Origin of the sequence: Sulfitobacter aquimarinus, assembly GCF_040149565.1 — a bacterium.
Taxonomy (GTDB): Bacteria; Pseudomonadota; Alphaproteobacteria; order Rhodobacterales; family Rhodobacteraceae; genus Sulfitobacter; species Sulfitobacter aquimarinus.
Map to the genome: position 1 here is coordinate 224,961 of NZ_JBEFLO010000003.1, position 18,346 is coordinate 243,306.

Below are 18,346 nucleotides of genomic sequence, written 5' to 3' on the forward strand. Positions count from 1 at the left end.
TGTGATCATGCCGCGCAGCAGGGCAGGCAGGAACCCGAAATACTCCTGCCGAATGATCTCCCAATTTGCATCATCGCCCAGCGGTCCAACGCTTGATGGAAATAGATGTGCTCCTCTGCCATGCGGATGAACGCCCGCGACGGGGCGCGGTCACGGGGCGACAGCCCTGCGTCAAAGTCATGGCCCAATCCCTCAAGGTGGGCGCGGATGTTGTCGCTGTCTGGAATGGTCGCTCCATCGGACAACCCGATGGCGGGCAGCTTGGCGTGCGGCATCTTGCGCGGGTCGTCCATGTCGTGACGCTCCCATTTCTGCCCCGCCATGTTCAGCAACCACGCGGCCTTTGTGCAAAACGGGCTAAAGCTGAATTGACCAAAGCCTGCGCGGTAGGTGTAGAGCGTGATCATTGTGTCGTCCTTCCAATATATCCGCGCCCATCCATAACGGGCCCTTCCTGTCAAAAATTGACAGTATGGAGTGAGAGTGTAGGCTGATCCCGCAACGGAGGTCCCGATGACCAGAACGCACCGCCTGTTTCAACTGATGCAAACGCTTCGCCAATTGCCAGCGCCCGTCACGGCGACAACGCTGGTACATGAAACGGGCGTTTCCTTGCGTACCGTCTACCGCGACATCGAGGCCCTGCGCGGCCTTGGTGCTGTGATCGACGGAGAGGCCGGATTTGGCTACACCCTGATCGAGGACGCCGCCCTGCCACCGCTCGCGTTCTCGGATGACGAGCTTGAGGCGCTGGTGCTGGGCCTGCGTGAGGTCGACGTGATCGGTGATCCCGCCCTTGCCGCCTCGGCCCGCACGGCGCTGTCCAAGATCAAGGCGCGGCTGCCCGCGCGCCAGACCTACCGCTTGCAACACGCCGTGCTGGATGCGCGGCGCTTCACCCGTCCGCCCGAGCCTGCGATTGACGTCAAAGCCCTGCGTGCGGCCACGTGGGACGAGGCGACGATCGAATTCCGCTATGAAGACGCCAACGGCGCGCCCTCCACACGGCAGGCCGACCCGCTGAGCATCGTCTTTATGCAAAACGCGCACATGCTGATGGCGTGGTGCCACCTGCGGCAGGATTTTCGCGCCTTCCGTCTGGACCGGATGCAGGAGCTGGCGCTGACGGGCGCGTCCTTTCGCCCGCGCCGTGTGCCGATGCTGCGCGACTATCTTGCGCGGCTGCGCGAAGAAGCCCAAGCACGGGCCAAAGACCGCGCATCCGAGGCCTAGCGCATTGCACGCGCCGGAATTCGCGATAGCTTGGCCGCAGTTTTGACCACAAAGGGGCCAGCCATGCGCGGACTTTCTCTTGTTGCTTTGATGATGATCTCGGCCTTGCCCCTGTCGGCGCAAACCACCGCGCTGTCGGATGCGGGGCTGAAGGACTGGATTGCCGAGTTCAAGCCAAACGCCCTCGCGGCGGGCATTGACGCAGGCCTTTATGACACCGCCATGGCCACCGTCACCTTCGCCCCCAAAGTGGTCGAGCGGGACCGCAATCAATCAGAATTCACCAAAACCATCTGGAACTATCTGGACACCGCCGTCTCTGATCTGCGCGTCAGCAATGGCAAAGCCGCGCTGAAGCGCCAGCAGGAAACCCTGAGCGCGGTTGAGGCGAAATACGGTGTGCCCGCCGAAATTATCACCGCGATCTGGGGACTGGAGAGCGCCTATGGCACCTTCCGTGGCAGCGACCCTGTGCTCAATTCAATGGCCTCGCTGGCCTATGACGGACGGCGTGCCGCGTTTTTCGAAGAGCAGGTGATTGCCGCGCTGACGATTTTGCAAAGCGGTGACACAAAGGCGGACGCGCTGCGCGGCAGTTGGGCGGGGGCCATGGGGCATACGCAGTTCATGCCCGGCTCTTTCATCGACCACGCCGTGGATTGGACAGGTGATGGTAAGCGGGACATCTGGAGCGATGATCCCCGCGATGCGCTCGCCTCCGCCGCCGCGTATCTGAAGGCAAACGGCTGGGTTACGGGCCAGCCTTGGGGGGTGGAGGTGCGCATCCCCGACGGGTTTGACTATCTGCTCGCCAACCGCGAGGTGCTGAAATCCCCCGCTGATTGGGCGGCCTTGGGTGTGCTGGATACAGCTGGTGCCCCTGTGCCCGATCACGGGGCCGCCGCCATCCTGCTGCCTGCGGGCGCAGAGGGGGCAGCCTTCATGGTCTTTAAGAATTTCGAGGTGTTGGAAAGTTATAACACCGCCGATGCCTATGTCATCGCAGTGGGTCATCTGGCGGACCGTATCGCGGGGGCGGCGCCGCTCAAAAGCGGGTGGCCGCTGGGCGATCGCGCGCTCAGCTATGCCGAGCGGATCGAGTTGCAGGAACTGCTCACGGCGCAGGGTTTTGACACGCAAAAGATCGACGCAAAGATCGGCCCGCTTACGGTAAATGCTGTGCGTAATTGGCAAGCTGCCAAGGGGGAGGTGCCGGACGGCTATGCCTCCCCCCGCATGCTTGAATTGATCAGATCAGCTCGGTGACATACCGCGCAGCCGTTCCGAGCGGCGGCGCAGCAGTTCAACCACGGTGAGCAAGCAGATCGAGATGGCGACAAGGATCGTCGCGACCGCCAGAATTGTCGGGCTGATCTGTTCGCGCAAGCCGATGAACATCTGCCATGGCAGTGTTTTCTGACCGGCAGAGCCGACAAACAGCACCACAACAACCTCGTCAAACGAGGTGATAAAGGCGAACAACCCGCCCGAGATAACACCCGGCAAGATCAGCGGCATCTGCACGCGGAAGAAGGTGGTTACAGGGTTCGCGCCCATATTCGCCGCCGCCCGCGTGAGCGAGTTGTCAAAGCCCACCAGCGTCGCCGTCACGGTGATAATCACAAACGGAATGCCAAGGGCCGCATGCGCCAGAACCACACCGATATACGTGCCTTGCAGACCCATACGGCTGTAGAAAAAGTACATCCCCGCCGCCGAGATAATCAGCGGCACAATCATCGGTGAAATCAGGATCGCCATGATCGCACGGCGGAACGGCACGTGCGGCTGGCTCAACCCGATCGCGGCCAGCGTACCAAAAGATACCGACAACAGCGTCGCCACAGGTGCAATGCTGAGCGAGTTCTTCATCGCGTCCTGCCATGCGTCATTGGTAAAGAAATCGCGGTAGTGTTTCAGCGAGTAGCCCGCAGGATCAAACCGCAGCATTTCAGGCGTGAAGGTAAAGAAGTCCTGCGCGTTAAAGCTGAGCGGCATCACCACCAGAATCGGCGTGATCAGGAACACAAAGATCGCGCCACAGATCGTGCGGAAGGCAAAGTGCCACAGGACTTGCATGGGGGTGAGGTACGGCGGGATCCGCGCACGGTAGCGCCCCTCGTACAGCCAGAAGATCAGGAAGCCAAAGAACCAGCCAAAGAAGATACCGATCAGCAGACCAGGCAGGCCCGCCAAGGCCATACCGCCAAGAGCAACCAGAATGGTCAAGGCCCAGCGGCCCAAACGCTCGTTCTTGACGACTTGGGTCAGGATGAACGCCGCAGCGCCCATCAGGACGGCGCCACCAACGATGCCCAGCAAAAGATTGCCCTGACCAGTGCCGATGAAGATACCAAAGAACGCGCCGAAGGCCGCCGTCACAGAGGCATAAAAAGAGGCGGGCGTGCGCGAGATGGGTGTGAGTGCTACCATGGGTCCGCTCCTTATCCGAGTTTCACGTTATCAATGCCGACGATCTTGTCGTAGGCGTAATAGAGCAGCAGAACCGCCCCCAAGAGGATTGCCCCAAGTGCGGCCCCAAGGCCCCAGTTCAGCGAGCTTGAGATGTGGTAGGCAATCCGGTTCGAGATGAACGTGCCTTGCGTGCCGCCCACGATCTCGGGTGTGATGTAGTAGCCGATGGCCAGAATGAAGACGAGGATGCTGCCCGCACCGATGCCCGGCACCGATTGCGGGAAATAGACGCGCCAGAATGCGGTCCAGTTCGTCGCGCCCAAGGATTTTGCCGCGCGCAGATACGTTGGCTGGATCGTCTGCATCACAGAATAGAGCGGCAAGATCATGAAGGGCAGAAGGATGTGCGTCATCGCGATGATCGTACCCGTCTGGTTGTTGATAAGCGCAAGCCGGTCGTCCGTGGCCACAATGCCCAGCCAGACCAGCGTGTCGTTGATCACCCCTTGTTGTTGCAGCATCACCTTCCACGCCGATGTCCGCACCAAAAGCGAGGTCCAGAACGGCAGCAGTACAAGGATCAGCAGCAGGTTGGCCGTGCGCGCAGGCAGGTTCGCCAAAATCCACGCAACGGGATAGCCCAGCAGGATACACGACAGCGTAATCGCCACAGACATCACCATCGTGCGCCAGAACAGGATGCCATAAATCTGCTGGTTCTCCGGGCGCATCTCGGCGCCATCGGCAGACTTCTGCATGTCGATGGCATTCAGGAAATAGCCGTTTGTATAGTTGGGGCTGTAGACTTTGATCGTCTTCCAGACCTCCACATCGTGCCAGTCCTTATCGATATCCTCGAAGGCGGCGGAATAGTTCACCGTCTCGAATGTCGCCGCAGCCGTCGCCGCAGCCGTCAACTCGGCGGCGGCTGGCCCGCTATAGCCCGCAAGACCGTTTTCGCCCGTCAGATCAGTATGGAGCGAGGAATAAACGATCGCCCATGGATCTTCTTTGTAGAGGTTCTTTTCATCCACATTCTGCGTGAAATCGGCAAAACGCGCATAGGTGGCCGCAGTTGTCGGCAGCGCATCGGCAATGCCTTCGCGCAGCTCAAACGCGGGCTGGTTGCCGTCGGCCTTCTTCCAACCTTCCATCTGCGCGATCCACGCGTCAGAGGCGATAAAGCTCAGCCAGTTTTCGCTGTCTTTCCAAAAGCCGTCCAAATCCTCGAACTGGTCCTGATAGACCTCGCCCATATCCTCGACCTTGCGGCCTGATTTGCGAAACAGCGATGAAACGCCCGTCAGTTCGTAGTTGAGCCGCGAGCCAAGGCGCGTGTGCAGCTTGGCCTCTTTGGCGAAAAACATATCGTCATAGAGCGCGGCAAACGTGGCCTCGTCGGGGATCGTGCCGCCGCTCTCGTCCCAGTCGGCCAGCAACGTGGTGGTGCGCGGCAGCGTATCGCTGACGATCTGGTTCTCGACCGAGCGGAACAGCATATCGGCGATGGGCGCGATAAACGTGACCAGCACAAAGATCAGCAAGGGCGCGATCAGCGCCAGCGCCCGCATCTTTTGCAACCGCAAGGCGCGGTTCAGCGACTTTTTCAGCGGCGTGCCATCAGCGGCAAGCATGGGTCCGGTATGCGCGGCATCCGCAATCCGCGCGGCGGCGGCAGAGGAAGAGGCGGTCTGTGGTGTGGAGGCGTCGCTCATGAGGGTCCCATCGGCTGTCTTGGTCGGAAAAAGGGTAAATTGACTAACGAATAATGTGTGGAGGGGGCCGCGATGGGCCCCCTCCGAAAAGCCGTAAAGGGCTTACTTAACCAGCCACGCCTGGAATTTGGCGTCGATGTCGTCACGGTAGTCTGCCCAGAACTCGTAGTTATACAGGAACGTGTTCTTGGAGTTTTCTGGATCGGTTGGCATGTGTGGTGCCATGTCGATGCCCAGAGTTTCGTGCTTGCCAACCAGTGGTGCGGAAGACTTGCGTGCAGGACCGTAAGAGATGTATTTCGCCTGATCGGCCAGACGCTGTGTGTCTGTCGCGAACTTGACGTAGTCCAGTGCGCGGGCTTTACGCTCATCGCTCAGACCAGTTGGGATGATCCAACCATCAAGGTCGAATACCTGCGCGTCCCACAGCATGCCAACAGGCTGCTTTTGCTCTTCGATCAGGCTGAACAGACGGCCGTTGTAGGTGGAACCCATAACGATTTCGCCATCGGCCAACAGTTGTGGCGTGTCGGCACCGGCTGACCACCAGATTACATCGCCTTTGATGGTTTCCAGTTTGTCCAGCGCTTGCTGCTGACCTTCGGCTGTTTCCAGCACGTCGTATACGTCGTCTTTTGCAACGCCGTCACAGATCAAAGCCCATTCCATGTTGCCGATCGGGCGCTTTTCCAGCGCGCGCTTGCCTGGGTAGGCTTCGGTGTCAAACAGGGCGCAGATGGATGTGGGGGCGGTGTCGCCAACCAGATCGGTGCGGTAGCCAACAGTTGTGGAGTACACGATCTGCGGGATAAAGCAGTCGCCGACCAGCAGGTCGCCGAAGTCTTCGGATGCTTTTGTGCCGTCAGGCGCATCGGCCAGCTGTGTGTCGGCGTCGATTTCCATCGCCAGACCTTCGTCGCACAGACGCAGAGCGTCAGCCGCAACAACGTCAACCACGTCCCACGTCACGTTGCCCGCTTCGCTCATCGCGCGCAGTTTGGACACGGCCTCGGCCGAGGATTCGTCGTTGATGATTTTGACGCCGGTCATCTCGGAATATGGTGTGTGGTAGGCGTTCTGCTGTGAAGCGGAGTATGCGCCGCCCCATGAAACGATTGTCATTTCGGATGCCATGTGGCCGTCCGAGTGTGCCATGCCAGCTGCAACAGTCAGCGCAGTGGTGGCCATCAATGTTTTAGTGAGGTTCATTAGTCTCTCCCAGTTTTTTCCCGTTATGGGTATTCCAAGGCGGCAACAACGGGTTTGGTCACAGCCTCTGTTTGTCCGCAGCGCAGGACACCCGCGCCGCGACATGACACGCGAGGAGGACGCCTAGGCGTCCAGCGCGCGGCAATCTTCGGGCAGCCAGCCGATCTCGATCTGGGTGCCGGGGGTCAGGCGCACCTGATCGGGCGCGTTGCGTGTTTTCACGACAAAGTCGTCACGCCCTGCAACCCGCAGACGCGTGCGGAAGATGTCACCCATATAGATGAATTCCAGCACTTCGGCCTTGAGGGTAAAGGCGCCTTCCTGCATCCGCGACTTGTCGAACTCGACACGCTCGGGGCGGATCGATACGCGGGTGCGGTCGCCTGCGGCGCTGACGTTGACAGGCTTGGCCTGAATGACCTCACCGCTGTCCAGCTGCACAGTGGCAACATCGCCTTTGATCTCTTTGACGACGCCCTCAAGGGTATTATTCTCGCCGATGAACTGCGCAACAAAGCTGTTCTCGGGCGCTTCATACAGTTGATCCGGCGGGGCCAGCTGCTGAATACGGCCATCGTCGAATACCGCCACGCGGTCCGACATGGTCAGGGCTTCGGTCTGGTCGTGGGTCACGTAAACCACGGTAATGCCCAGATCATGCGCAAGGTTTGTAATCTCGAATTGCAGGCTTTCGCGCAGCTGTTTGTCCAGCGCGCCAAGGGGTTCGTCCATCAGGACCAGCTCGGGTTCAAACACCAGCGCCCGCGCCAGTGCGATCCGCTGCTGCTGACCGCCCGACAATTGCGCAGGACGGCGTCCCGCAAAATCCTGCATCTGCACCATGCCCAATGCGCGCATGATCTTTTCCTCACGCACGGATTTGCCCATCTTGCGGACTTCCAGCGGGAAGGAGAGGTTCTCGGCCACAGTCATATGGGGGAACAAGGCGTAGTTCTGGAACACCATGCCGATGCCGCGTTTGTGCGGCGGGATGTTGTTGATCGACACACCGTCCAGACGAATATCGCCGTGGGTTGCGGTCTCGAATCCTGCCAGCATCATCAGGCATGTCGTCTTACCCGACCCCGAGGGCCCAAGCATTGTCAGAAATTCACCCTTGGGCATGCTGAGGTTGAGGTCTTTGACGACAAGGTTCTCACCGTCATAGCTTTTCTGGACGCGTTCAAACTCGACGAATGCATCGCTGCTTTTAGTATCGGCCAAACTGGTGGCTCCCCGTGGTTTTCACTCTCATTCACGCAAAGTAAACGCAGGCTGCCGTCACATTGCAACTGGATAAAGCCAGATTCGCGCTCATGTGCCAGAATCAAGGCGAATTGTTTAAAATTCCCCCCGATTCAGGAAGATTGCCCGCAAAGAATGCAGGGCCCCAACGGGTCGCCGGGCCGAAACCATGGATTAAGATGCTGATTTCAGCATGTCCCCGTCTTTCAGCGTGGCATATGTTTCGTCCAACGCCAGCTTGGCGCGGGTGTGGAACACCTCGATCTCGTCGGGCGTAATCACCAGCGGAGGAGAGATGATCATCCGGTCGCCCACATGGCGCATCACCAGATTATTGGCAAAGCACCGCTCGCGGCAGATAAAGCCTGCGGTGCCCGCATCCATCGCAAAATTGGCGCGGGTTGATTTGTCGGGCGATAGCGGCAGCGAGGCCATCATGCCCTTCACGTTCACCCCGCCCACCAAGGGGTGATCGCCGAGGCTTTTCAGCACCGCGTGCAACGCAGGTGCCGCGACGTTGTTGACGTGATCCAGAACATTCTCGTCCTGCAACAGGCGCAGGTTCTCCAGCGCGACAGCCGCACAAACGGGGTGGCCTGAATAGGTGTAGCCGTGGTTGAACTCCACCGCGTTGATGACTTCCGCAATCTCGTCGCAGACGATCGAGCCGCCGATCGGCACATAGCCGCTGCTCAGCCCCTTGGCGATGGTCATGATATGCGGCTTGATCCCCATTGTGGTTGACCCGAACCAGTTGCCCGTGCGGCCAAAGCCGCAGATGACCTCATCCGCGATGATCAACACGTTGTGCGCGTCGCAAATCCGCTGGATTTCGGGCCAGTAGGTTTCGGGCGGAACAATCACGCCGCCTGCACCTTGGACAGGCTCTGCGATGAAGGCGGCGACGTTTTCTGCGCCCAGCTCTTCAATCTTTGCTTCCAGTTCCTGCGCACGCATCAGGCCGAAATCCTCGGGCGTCATATCCCCGCCCTCGGCCCACCAATCGGGCTGGCCGATGTGGTGAATGCCGGGGATCGGCATGCCGCCTTGGGCGTGCATATAGGTCATCCCGCCCAATGACCCCGACCCGATCGACGACCCGTGGTAGGCGTTCTTGCGGCTGATGACATGCGACTTTTGCGGATGGCCCTTTTCGGCCCAATAGGTGCGGACCATGCGCAGGTTGGTGTCATTCGCCTCGGACCCGGAACCTGCAAAGAAGACGTGGTTCAACCCCTCGGGCGCCAGCTTGGCCAGCTCGGCCGCCAGGGCGATCACGGGCGTGTGCGTCGTGTTGAAGAAGGTGTTGTAATAGGGAAGCTCGGCCATCTGGCGCGTTGCCGCCTGAACCAGCTCGTCACGGCCATAGCCCATGTTCACGCACCACAGGCCCGCCATCGCGTCCAGAATCTCGTTCCCCTCGCTGTCGCGCAGGAACACGCCCTTGGCGCTTTTGATCACCCGTGCGCCACGCTCGCCCAACTCGTCGTTGGTGGTGAACGGATGCATGTGGTGTGCGGCGTCCAACGCCTGCAATTCGGCGGTGGGCATGTGGTTCGAAATGGATGACATGATAGGCCCCAATCAGGCTAAGGGATGGCTGTGATCAAAATATGATCAAATTATTGAGCCGTCAATCGTGCAGCACACGGCCCCAGCATGGAATTTGAGCGAATTCACTGGCCAAAGGGCTGGACGCGGCCAAAACTGCTTGGCAAAGGTCAAAAAATTTGAACACATTCCATCCAGTGCCGGGCAACCGGCGACACTCAGGGGAGATCCAAGATGATCAAAACACTTTTGACCGGCACCGCCGCTGCGGCCTTGTTGGCCAGCGCAGCCATGGCCGAAGAAGTCCGCGTTTATAACTGGTCGGACTATATCGACGAAGACCTGCTGGAAAAGTTCGAGGCAGATACCGGTATCAAGCTGATCTATGACGTCTTTGACAGCAACGAAGTGCTGGAGACAAAGATGCTTGCTGGTGGTTCGGGCTATGACGTGGTTGTGCCGTCGGGCACATTCCTGCAACGCCAGATCACGGCGGGCGCGTTCCAGAAACTGGACAAGTCCAAACTGCCGAACGCGGGCAACATGTGGGATGTGGTTGAAACGCGTACCGAACAGTATGACCCGGACAACGCCTATTCCATCAACTATATGTGGGGCACCACAGGCATTGGTGTAAATGTTGGCAAAGTACAGGAAATCCTCGGGACCGATGCGCCCATCGATTCGCTTGAGCTGGTCCTGAATCCCGCCAATATGGAAAAGCTGGCGGCGTGCGGCGTTCACTTCCTTGATGCCCCCGCCGAAATGCTGCCAATGGCGCTCAAGTATATCGGCGAAGACCCCGACAGCCACGACCCCGAGATGCTGGCCAAGGCTGCGGATGCGGTTGCTGCCGTTCGTCCACACATCCAGAAGTTCCACAGCTCGGAGTATATCAACGCGCTGGCCAATGGTGACATCTGTGTGGCCGTCGGTTGGTCCGGTGACATCCTGCAAGCACGCGACCGCGCGGCAGAGGCCGACAACGGCGTCGAGATCGCCTATCACGCGGCCAAAGAAGGCGCGCAGATGTGGTTCGACCAGATGGCCATCCCCGTGGACGCGCCTAACCCCGACGCGGCCCACGCGTTCCTGAACTTTATCATGGACGCGCAGAACATGGCGGCGGCATCGAACTACGTCTACTACGCCAACGGCAACAAAGCCTCGCAAGAGTTTTTGATCGAGGACGTATCGGGTGACCCCGCGATCTATCCTGACGAAGCCACGCTTGAAAACCTGTTCACCACCACGCCATACCCGCCAAAGGTACAGCGCGTCGTGACCCGCGCCTGGACCAAGATCAAATCCGGCACCTAAGACCCGAACAAGGGGCGGCGCCAAAAGGTGCCGCCCTTTTACCAACAGGCCCACGCAAGGAATACAGCTTGTGAGCACAGCCCCCTTCGCCCCTTGGGACGACGCCTCCGAGACACCGCTGATCCGGTTCAAAAACGTCACCAAACGCTTTGGCGATTTCACCGCGATTGATGACCTGACCCAAGATATTTACGAGCGTGAGTTTTTTGCCCTTCTCGGCCCGTCGGGCTGCGGCAAAACCACGATGATGCGGATGCTTGCAGGGTTCGAGACTGTGACGACTGGCGCGATTGAACTGGCAGGCAAGGACATCGCAAACGTCCCGCCGAACCAACGCGCCGTAAACATGATGTTCCAGTCCTACGCGCTGTTCCCACACCTGAGTGTCTACGAAAACATCGCCTTCGGCCTGCGCCGCGACAAGCTGCCAAAAGACCGCATCGACGCCCGCGTGGCCGAAATGCTGAAACTTACGCGGCTGGAAAAATTCGCCCGCCGCAAGCCGCACCAGATCTCTGGCGGGCAGCGCCAGCGCGTGGCCCTTGCCCGCAGCCTTGCCAAGGCGCCGAAACTGTTGCTGCTGGACGAACCTTTGGGCGCGCTGGACAAAAAGCTGCGTCAGGACACCCAGTTCGAGCTGATGGACATTCAGGAGTCCACCGGCACCACATTTGTGATCGTCACCCATGACCAAGAAGAAGCGATGACCGTCGCCTCCCGCGTGGCGGTGATGGACGAGGGCCGCATCATTCAGGTCGCCACACCGGGTGGCATTTACGAGACCCCAAACAGCGTCTATGTCGCCGACTTCATCGGGGATGTGAACATCATCAAAGGCACGGCCAAACCCTCTGGCAAGGACAGGTATTATGTCGATTGGGGCGTGAACCAAGCACCCATCCTCGCCACCTCGGAGCGTCCCTTTTCGGACGGGCAGGAATGTCACCTCGCGATCCGCCCTGAGAAGATCTCCATATCGAAAGAGAAACCCGCGCAGGCCGATAACGCGGTGCGGGGTAAGGTTCTCGATATTGCGTATCTTGGCAATCTCAGCACCTACCACGTCGAGCTGCCGGATGGTCAGATCATCAAGGCGCAGACCGCCAACACCCGCCGTCTGTCGCGCCGCACGATCACATGGGAAGACCCCGTTTGGGTCGAATGGACCGCCACCGCTGGCGTGTTGCTTGAACAATGATATTGTTGATTAACCTATTGGTAATAAATGAATTTGTTTCGCACGCGAAACATGGTGGAGACAGCTGATGCGCCGTTTCGCCCTTATCGCTGTGCCCTATGCGTGGCTTTTGGCGCTGTTTCTGGTGCCGTTCCTGATCGTGTTCAAAATCTCGCTCTCGGACATCGCTCTGTCGATCCCGCCCTATACGCCCACGATCAAAGAGGGTTTTGGCGCGCTGATCGCGGGTCTGGATTTTGAAAACTTCGTCTTTCTCACCACCGATGACCTCTATTACAAAGCCTACCTGAGCAGTCTGAAAATCGCGCTCATCTCTACTGTGCTGACGCTGATGGTCGGCTACCCCATCGCCTATGCCATGGCGCGTGCGCCAAGCGAATGGCGGGCGACCCTGATGATGTTGGTGATCCTGCCGTTCTGGACCTCCTTCCTGATCCGCGTTTACGCGTGGATGGGCATCCTCAGCAACGAGGGGCTCTTGAACCAGTTCCTCATGTCGCTGGGCCTCATCTCGGACCCACTAACGATCCTGAACACCAACTGGGCCGTCTACATCGGCATCGTCTACACCTATCTGCCATTCATGATCCTGCCCATCTATGCCCAGCTTGACCGCATGGATGACAGCTTGATCGAAGCGGCAGAGGACCTTGGATGCTCGCGCCTGTCGGCCTTTTGGCTGGTCACGGTGCCCTTGTCGAAAAGCGGCATCATTGCGGGGTGTTTTCTGGTGTTCATCCCCGCGCTGGGCGAATTCGTGATCCCCTCGCTGCTGGGCGGTTCCGGCACGCTGATGATCGGCAAAGTCCTGTTTGAGGAGTTCTTTAACAACCGCGACTGGCCTGTTGCATCCGCAGTCGCCGTGATCCTGCTGTTGATCCTGATCATCCCCATCGTGCTGTTCCAACGCAACCAGCAGCGCCAGGCGGAGGCAGAGGCATGAAGAGACTCAGCGCGTTCAACATCACCTCACTGACGCTGGGGTTTGCCTTCCTATATCTGCCGATGGTCCTGCTGGTGATCTACAGCTTTAACGAAAGCAAACTGGTCACCGTCTGGGCGGGATTCAGCACCAAATGGTACGGTGAGCTGTTGCGCGACGAGGCATTTCTCAACGCCGCATGGGTCACAATCAAAGTCGCCGTTATCTCCTCTACCATCGCCACGGTTCTGGGTACCATGGCGGCTTACGTTCTGGTCAACGCGGGGCGCTTCTTTGGCCGCACGTTATTTTCCGGCATGATCTATGCGCCCTTGGTGATGCCCGAAGTCATCACGGGTCTTTCGCTGCTGCTCTTGTTCATCGGCATCGGCCTCGACCGTGGTATTCTGACCATCGTGCTGGCCCATACGACATTTGCCATGTGCTATGTCTCGGTCGTCGTCTCCTCACGCCTCGTCAGTTTTGACCGCTCGCTAGAGGAAGCGGCCCTTGATCTGGGCTGCACGCGCTTTGACGCCTTTCGCCTCGTGACCCTGCCTATCATTGCGCCTGCGGTGATCTCGGGGTGGTTGCTGGCCTTTACGCTTTCGCTCGACGATCTGGTAATCGCGTCCTTTGTGTCTGGCCCGTCTTCGACCACCCTCCCGATCAAGATCTGGTCGGCGGTCCGCCTTGGTGTCTCGCCCGAGATTAACGCGCTGTCGACGCTGATGATCGGGGTGGTGACCATCGGCGTGATCGCCGCCTCGCTGATCTCGAAGCGCAGTGCGGTGATGGCCCAACAAGATGCCCAAGCCGCCGAGCGCGGCCCCGCGTGAGGCGCATCTTCGACGACTTCGCCTATGGCGATGGCCCCCGCGCAGGATGCTGGTGGGACGAGACACACCCGATCCCCTACCGCGCGGCCCTAGGCGCGGGGCATAGCACCGATGTCGTCATTGTCGGTGGCGGTTTCACGGGGCTGTCGGCGGCACTACACCTCGCGACAGCGGGGATCAGCGTCACAGTGTTGGAGGCCGAGCACATCGGCTGGGGCGCATCGGGGCGCAATGGCGGGTTTTGCTGTTTGGGCGGGGGCATGGCCTCGGACGCCGACCTTGACCGCCGTTTCGGTAAACAGGACCGCATTGATTTTCGGCGCAGCGAACTGGCGGCGACGCAATTGGTAGCACAGATCGCCGAGACGCATAACATCGCGATTGACCGTCATTCGGACGGGGAAACCGCCCTTGCGCATCGTGCAAAAGATATGGCCGCCCTGACGGATGATGCCGCGACGTTGGACGAAAACTATGGCGTGAAACACAGCTTGCACAGCAAGGCCGAGTTGCAGGCGCTGGGCATGGCGGGCCCGTTCCATGGTGGGCTGACCATCCACGCGGGCTTTGGTCTGAACCCGCGCAAATATGTGGCGGGTCTGGCGCAGGCAACCGCTGGTGCGGGCGCGCAGATTTTCGAACGGACCCCCGTGACGCGGCTTGCGCAAACCACGGCGGGTTGGCAGGTCGACGCAGGCGGTCATACCGTAACAGCAGATCAAATCATCATCGCCACCAACGGTTATTCCTCCGAGGACCTACCCCCCTGGCTGGCGAGCAGGTATCTGCCCAGCCAGTCCAACGTGATCGTCACACGCACCCTGACCGAGGACGAAAAGGCAAACGCGGGCTGGACCAGCGACCAGATGGCCTATGACACGCGCAACCTGCTGCACTATTTCCGCCTGATGCCAGACGGGCGGTTCCTGTTCGGAATGCGCGGCGGCGTGCTGACGGGTGCTGCGGCTGAGGCCCGCGCCCGCAAGCTGATCCGTTCGGATTTTGAGACGATGTTCCCCGCGTGGCGTGATGTTGAAACAACGCATAGCTGGTCGGGCATGGTCTGCGTCTCCCGCGATATGCTGCCTTTTGTCGGTCCCGTGCCGCACCAACGCGGCCTGTGGGCGGGCCTGTGCTATCACGGGAACGGGGTCGCTATGGGCAGCTATAGCGGCGCGCTACTAGCGCAGCTTGTGCAGGGAGGAACGCCCGACATGCTCTACCCCGCCGCAATGCAAAAGCCGCTGCGACGGTTTGAGTTGGGCCGCTGGCGTCGGGCGTTGATGCCCGCCGCCTATGCGGGCCTTATGCTGGCTGACCGCTAGCGCCTTCGCGCAGGGCGGTGATGCTGCTGGCCGCAACCTCGATCCCGCCTGCGAAAATGACACGCGCCTCACCACTGACCGAGGAGACTTCGGTAATGCGCGAATAGGTCTCGGCCTGTGCGGTGGGCAGGACGCTGCCACCCGCGCCAAGGGCCTCGATCTCGAATCGGTAGTTCCCCGCTGGCTGCAGATTGCCGTTCTCGGTGAACCCCGCCCATAGGATCGGATCCGACGAGACGGGCATGGGTTGGCGGTCGACCTCGGCGCCGGCGTCATTGTAGACGACAATGCTCATTTCCTGCGCGCCGATTGGCACAGTGGGGTAGACGGTGATGGGAGTGTTATCGAAGGGGACAGGCGCGGTTGTACGCCCCTCCATCCCGATCCAGCCTGCCATTTGCCCCATGCCGCCACTGCCCAACTGCCCGCCCAAGGCGGTGAGAAGGTCATTCGACAGCACCTGCTGTTCGACCATCGAAAACTGCGCAAGCTGGGCGGCATAGTCCGAGCTGTCCAGCGGCTCCAGCGGATCCTGATATTTGGCCTGCGTCGTTAGCATCTGGATGAATGTCTCAAAGTCAGAGGATAGCACCGCATCGGCCTGAGGGGATGTGGCCGCGGCGCCGGCGACGGTGTTGGTTGTGCTTGCGGATGTGAGGGTGGGGGAAAGCATAAAGGCTCCTTACAGTCTAATATCAATACCGGTGGTCTGCACGCGCAAGGCGGCGGATGCGGTGTCGGGGGTGGGGGTTTCTATGATGTCGGAATCGGTGTTTGCCGCAGAGACGGTTTGGCCGTCATTACCCTGCCCCTCGGGGTTTTGTTCGCCGCCACCCATGCCTTGCCCGAAGGAAAAGCTGATCTGGTCGTAGCCCATGCTGCGAAAGCTTTGGCCAAGCTGTTCGATGTTGCGGCGCATCAGGTCGAGCGTGTCGGCACGCTCTGCCAGAATACTGACCGTGACGGCACCGTCCTCGGTGGTGATGGACATGCGCACGCGCCCCAGCTCTTGTGGTGAAAGCGCGATTTCGACAGGGCGGTGGGCGGCTTGCGGCATGGCTTCGACCATCTGGCGGGCGATGTGCGGGGTCATGTCGGCCCGCAAGGGTTGCGCAGGGCCAGCCGTGGTTGCAGGTGCGCGCAACGGGTCGCCATACAGCAGGTCGCCGCCATCAACTGGCGCAAGCAAAGAGAAAGCAGTGTCAGGCTTGGTGGAGTGATCTGTCGGTATGCTGACAGTCATCGGCGCTGATGTCGCAAAGGCCGTGCGGGGCTGGGCGGTAAATGAAGCCGTGTTTGTTGGTACCGTGCTGTCTGGCGTTCGACGCGGTGTATCAGCATGGTGCAAGTCGGCCTTGGAAGGTTTGCGCTGTGATACCTCGGCGGCAATAGAAGCCCCTGCTATGGGCACGGCCTTCGCCTCAGCCCCGAGGGGCGGCGCAACGGTCGCGGTTTGTTGCTCAGCGACAAGCGGTAGCGGTGGCGTTGGTTGTTGGAGGGATGCCGTAGGCGTTGGTTGCGGCGGCACGGATGTCGGTTGCTGCGTGACAGGTGCTGGCGCTGTGTTCGCGGCGGGCGGGGCGGGCACGCGCACTTCTGCGGTTCCAAGTGTAACGGAAACGGCTGTGGGTTTTACCTCTGCTGTCTGGAGAGGGGCGGAGATCGAGCGCACAGGCCGTGGTGCGTCGGGTTGGATACTATAGGGCGCACTGCGGACCTGCACTTCTATTGCGGCGGTCGGAATGGTCGCTGTTGGTTGAGCGGGCAGCGGGGTCTGCGCTGCAGGAACTGGTGTCGATGTGTTGGCCGTGGAAGTGACTGCGCTGTTATGGAGCGCTGCAACGGCTTCGGCAGTCCACTGGACCGCTGGCGCTGGCTGCGACCGCGACGCGTTGGGCGGCGTTGATATGTCCGCGGCATCGGTGCGCGGCAGAGCGTTCGGCATGGCCGGTGCCGCCGCCAGCGGTGTTTTTGGCGCTACTTCAGGCGCCAGAGCTGCGGCATATTTCGGAGCTGTCACGGCAGGCCGCTGCGCGGAGGCTTGTTCAACCTGCGTTGGTGTTGGTGCAGCTGCATCAGCCGATTTCACAAGAATATTCACTGGCCGCTTTGGCGCTGCTTGGGGGGTGGGCAAGGCGGCCACTTCTTGTGACGGCGCTGGAATGGCGCGCGCAGGCACATCCTGCGTCATAGGCCCAGCGGGGACAGTTCGCGGAGCCATCGGTTGCAGGGCGGCAGGTTGACCCGCAACGGAGGCGTTCCGCGCAGGCGTTGCAGGCGTCTCTGGCACCTGCGGCGGTATGGCTGGAGCCGCGACAGAGCGCACAGATGCAGCGGGTGTCTCAACGGTGTTTGTTGCACCGAATCCCTTTGACGCAGTCACGGGCATAGACGTTGTTTCCGCACGCGGAGCGGCGGGCTGCGGTGTGCTATACAACCTTTGGACCGGCACAGATGGGTGCGCCTGCCGCGTGGCAGTCTGGGCTGGTACAGGCGGCGCAGTGGTCTCAAGGCGCGGGCTACGGTCGGCAGAAGATTGCAAAGGGGACGTGCGCATATCGGCTTGCGCTTCTGGTAGCGGTCGAAGCGGCATGTCAGGAGCCACGCCGACCTGTTTGTCGCTGTGGGTCGCGGCCTTTTCAGGCGTCTGCATTGGCCTTGTGGCGGCCTGTGGCAGGGTTTCAGGCGGGGCGGAGGCAACCGACATTGTGGGCACTGGTGAAAGGTTCTGGACGGGGGCCGCTTGCGCAAGCGGGAGCGGTTCAGGCGCGCGTTGCGGAACGGCAGTTTGCTGCACCCGTGCGGGCGGGGGAGGCCGCGAATGCACCTCGGCCGCCTGTATCGGGGCTTGTGGATGCGTTGCTCTGTGTTCGTGGTTTTGCGGTACGCCTCGCGCTGGAGGAACGGGCGTTTGTGCTTTTGTTGCAGGCTCGGGCACGGGCGAAGCGGGTGCCGCTACGGTCCGAGGAACGAGTCCTTGCGGCTGCGCAACGGGTGGTTCGGATCGGGGAGAAGATGGGGCGGTAACAGCAGCTCCTAATGGCGGAGGTGTCGGCGCATCGCCCTGCGCCGTGTGCTGCGGTTTCGCTTGTGAGGGCAAGCGCGGCAGCGGGGCCGCATCATCTTCTGCGGTCTCCGACGTGTCAGGCGCGGCAGCGGGTGTCTGGTTGTCCTCTTCTTGCGGAGGGGCAGCTGCGGGCTTTGGCGTATCCATCGCGGCCAGCATCTGGGCAAAGTCCGGGTGATCATCCGCCGAGCCCCCTTGGACGGGAGGCACAGCGCCCTGACCTGAAGACAGCCCCGTCTTGAGAAGGGTGCCAGCGCCACTGTCGATAATTGGAGTACTCATAACATCGCCTTTCGGGATTCTACCT

15 protein-coding genes are annotated in these 18,346 nt (G+C 60.4%); 7 read left to right on the forward strand and 8 right to left on the reverse strand.

Going from position 1 to position 18,346, the window contains the following annotated elements; translation table 11 throughout:
- Positions 1-5: 5 nt before the first annotated feature.
- Positions 6-407: a Tom37 metaxin N-terminal-like domain-containing protein gene (locus ABMC88_RS08105; RefSeq protein WP_349576359.1), complete on the reverse strand. Its 402-nt coding sequence runs from the start codon at positions 405-407 to the stop codon at positions 6-8.
- 106 nt (positions 408-513) lie between these two features.
- Between ABMC88_RS08105 and ABMC88_RS08110 the strand changes: the two genes are divergently transcribed.
- A complete protein-coding gene (locus ABMC88_RS08110) occupies positions 514-1,233 on the forward strand; it encodes a helix-turn-helix transcriptional regulator (protein ID WP_349576360.1) in 720 nt (239 codons plus the stop codon).
- A gap of 90 nt (positions 1,234-1,323) precedes the next feature.
- Positions 1,324-2,499 (forward strand): lytic murein transglycosylase, encoded by a 1,176-nt coding sequence (locus ABMC88_RS08115; RefSeq protein WP_349576618.1) that lies wholly within the window; start codon positions 1,324-1,326, stop codon positions 2,497-2,499.
- Here ABMC88_RS08115 and ABMC88_RS08120 read toward each other — a convergent pair.
- From ABMC88_RS08120 to ABMC88_RS08140, 5 genes are all read right to left on the reverse strand, one after another.
- Positions 2,488-3,666: an ABC transporter permease gene (locus ABMC88_RS08120; protein WP_349576361.1), complete on the reverse strand. Its 1,179-nt coding sequence runs from the start codon at positions 3,664-3,666 to the stop codon at positions 2,488-2,490. The two genes, ABMC88_RS08115 and ABMC88_RS08120, sit on opposite strands and share 12 nt — an antisense overlap.
- Before the next feature lie 11 nt (positions 3,667-3,677).
- On the reverse strand, positions 3,678-5,363 hold the full coding sequence (locus ABMC88_RS08125) for an ABC transporter permease (RefSeq protein ID WP_439655588.1): 1,686 nt from the start codon (positions 5,361-5,363) through the stop codon (positions 3,678-3,680).
- Positions 5,364-5,465: 102 nt separating this feature from the next.
- Positions 5,466-6,572 (reverse strand): extracellular solute-binding protein, encoded by a 1,107-nt coding sequence (locus ABMC88_RS08130; RefSeq protein WP_349576362.1) that lies wholly within the window; start codon positions 6,570-6,572, stop codon positions 5,466-5,468.
- 123 nt (positions 6,573-6,695) lie between these two features.
- On the reverse strand, positions 6,696-7,796 hold the full coding sequence (locus ABMC88_RS08135; RefSeq protein ID WP_349576363.1) for an ABC transporter ATP-binding protein: 1,101 nt from the start codon (positions 7,794-7,796) through the stop codon (positions 6,696-6,698).
- Positions 7,797-7,991: 195 nt separating this feature from the next.
- Positions 7,992-9,389, reverse strand: a complete 1,398-nt coding sequence (locus ABMC88_RS08140; protein ID WP_349576364.1) for an aspartate aminotransferase family protein — start codon at positions 9,387-9,389, stop codon at positions 7,992-7,994.
- Between the two features lie 213 nt (positions 9,390-9,602).
- Between ABMC88_RS08140 and ABMC88_RS08145 the strand changes: the two genes are divergently transcribed.
- From ABMC88_RS08145 to ABMC88_RS08165, 5 genes are all read left to right on the forward strand, one after another.
- On the forward strand, positions 9,603-10,688 hold the full coding sequence (locus ABMC88_RS08145; protein ID WP_349576365.1) for a polyamine ABC transporter substrate-binding protein: 1,086 nt from the start codon (positions 9,603-9,605) through the stop codon (positions 10,686-10,688).
- A 70-nt stretch (positions 10,689-10,758) separates the two neighbouring features.
- Positions 10,759-11,886, forward strand: coding sequence for an ABC transporter ATP-binding protein (locus tag ABMC88_RS08150; RefSeq protein ID WP_349576366.1), 1,128 nt, complete (start codon positions 10,759-10,761; stop codon positions 11,884-11,886).
- 67 nt (positions 11,887-11,953) lie between these two features.
- A complete protein-coding gene (locus tag ABMC88_RS08155; protein ID WP_349576367.1) occupies positions 11,954-12,829 on the forward strand; it encodes an ABC transporter permease subunit in 876 nt (291 codons plus the stop codon).
- Positions 12,826-13,647 (forward strand): ABC transporter permease, encoded by an 822-nt coding sequence (locus tag ABMC88_RS08160; protein ID WP_349576368.1) that lies wholly within the window; start codon positions 12,826-12,828, stop codon positions 13,645-13,647. The genes ABMC88_RS08155 and ABMC88_RS08160 overlap by 4 nt, the downstream gene beginning before the upstream one ends.
- Positions 13,644-14,972 (forward strand): NAD(P)/FAD-dependent oxidoreductase, encoded by a 1,329-nt coding sequence (locus tag ABMC88_RS08165; protein WP_349576369.1) that lies wholly within the window; start codon positions 13,644-13,646, stop codon positions 14,970-14,972. Before ABMC88_RS08160 ends, ABMC88_RS08165 begins: the two co-directional genes overlap by 4 nt.
- On the opposite strand, the gene ABMC88_RS08170 is transcribed toward ABMC88_RS08165, so the two are convergent.
- Positions 14,953-15,645 carry a flagellar hook capping FlgD N-terminal domain-containing protein gene (locus ABMC88_RS08170; protein ID WP_349576370.1) on the reverse strand — a complete coding sequence of 231 codons (693 nt, stop codon included), beginning with the start codon at positions 15,643-15,645 and terminating at the stop codon, positions 14,953-14,955. The two genes, ABMC88_RS08165 and ABMC88_RS08170, sit on opposite strands and share 20 nt — an antisense overlap.
- Positions 15,646-15,654: 9 nt before the next feature.
- Positions 15,655-18,321 (reverse strand): flagellar hook-length control protein FliK, encoded by a 2,667-nt coding sequence (locus ABMC88_RS08175; protein ID WP_349576371.1) that lies wholly within the window; start codon positions 18,319-18,321, stop codon positions 15,655-15,657.
- Positions 18,322-18,346 lie beyond the last annotated feature (25 nt).

Excerpts from the sequence above, each read along its gene's own strand:
- ABMC88_RS08105 (WP_349576359.1), bottom strand. The coding sequence starts at position 407 with ATGATCACGCTCTACACCTACCGCGCAGGCTTTGGTCAATTCAGCTTT.
- ABMC88_RS08140 (WP_349576364.1), bottom strand. The coding sequence starts at position 9,389 with ATGTCATCCATTTCGAACCACATGCCCACCGCCGAATTGCAGGCGTTG.
- ABMC88_RS08110 (WP_349576360.1), top strand. The coding sequence starts at position 514 with ATGACCAGAACGCACCGCCTGTTTCAACTGATGCAAACGCTTCGCCAA.
- ABMC88_RS08130 (WP_349576362.1), bottom strand. The coding sequence starts at position 6,572 with ATGAACCTCACTAAAACATTGATGGCCACCACTGCGCTGACTGTTGCA.
- ABMC88_RS08125 (WP_439655588.1), bottom strand. The coding sequence starts at position 5,363 with ATGAGCGACGCCTCCACACCACAGACCGCCTCTTCCTCTGCCGCCGCC.
- ABMC88_RS08145 (WP_349576365.1), top strand. The coding sequence starts at position 9,603 with ATGATCAAAACACTTTTGACCGGCACCGCCGCTGCGGCCTTGTTGGCC.
- ABMC88_RS08170 (WP_349576370.1), bottom strand. The coding sequence starts at position 15,645 with ATGCTTTCCCCCACCCTCACATCCGCAAGCACAACCAACACCGTCGCC.
- ABMC88_RS08175 (WP_349576371.1), bottom strand. The coding sequence starts at position 18,321 with ATGAGTACTCCAATTATCGACAGTGGCGCTGGCACCCTTCTCAAGACG.
- ABMC88_RS08160 (WP_349576368.1), top strand. The coding sequence starts at position 12,826 with ATGAAGAGACTCAGCGCGTTCAACATCACCTCACTGACGCTGGGGTTT.
- ABMC88_RS08155 (WP_349576367.1), top strand. The coding sequence starts at position 11,954 with ATGCGCCGTTTCGCCCTTATCGCTGTGCCCTATGCGTGGCTTTTGGCG.
- ABMC88_RS08120 (WP_349576361.1), bottom strand. The coding sequence starts at position 3,666 with ATGGTAGCACTCACACCCATCTCGCGCACGCCCGCCTCTTTTTATGCC.
- ABMC88_RS08115 (WP_349576618.1), top strand. The coding sequence starts at position 1,324 with ATGATGATCTCGGCCTTGCCCCTGTCGGCGCAAACCACCGCGCTGTCG.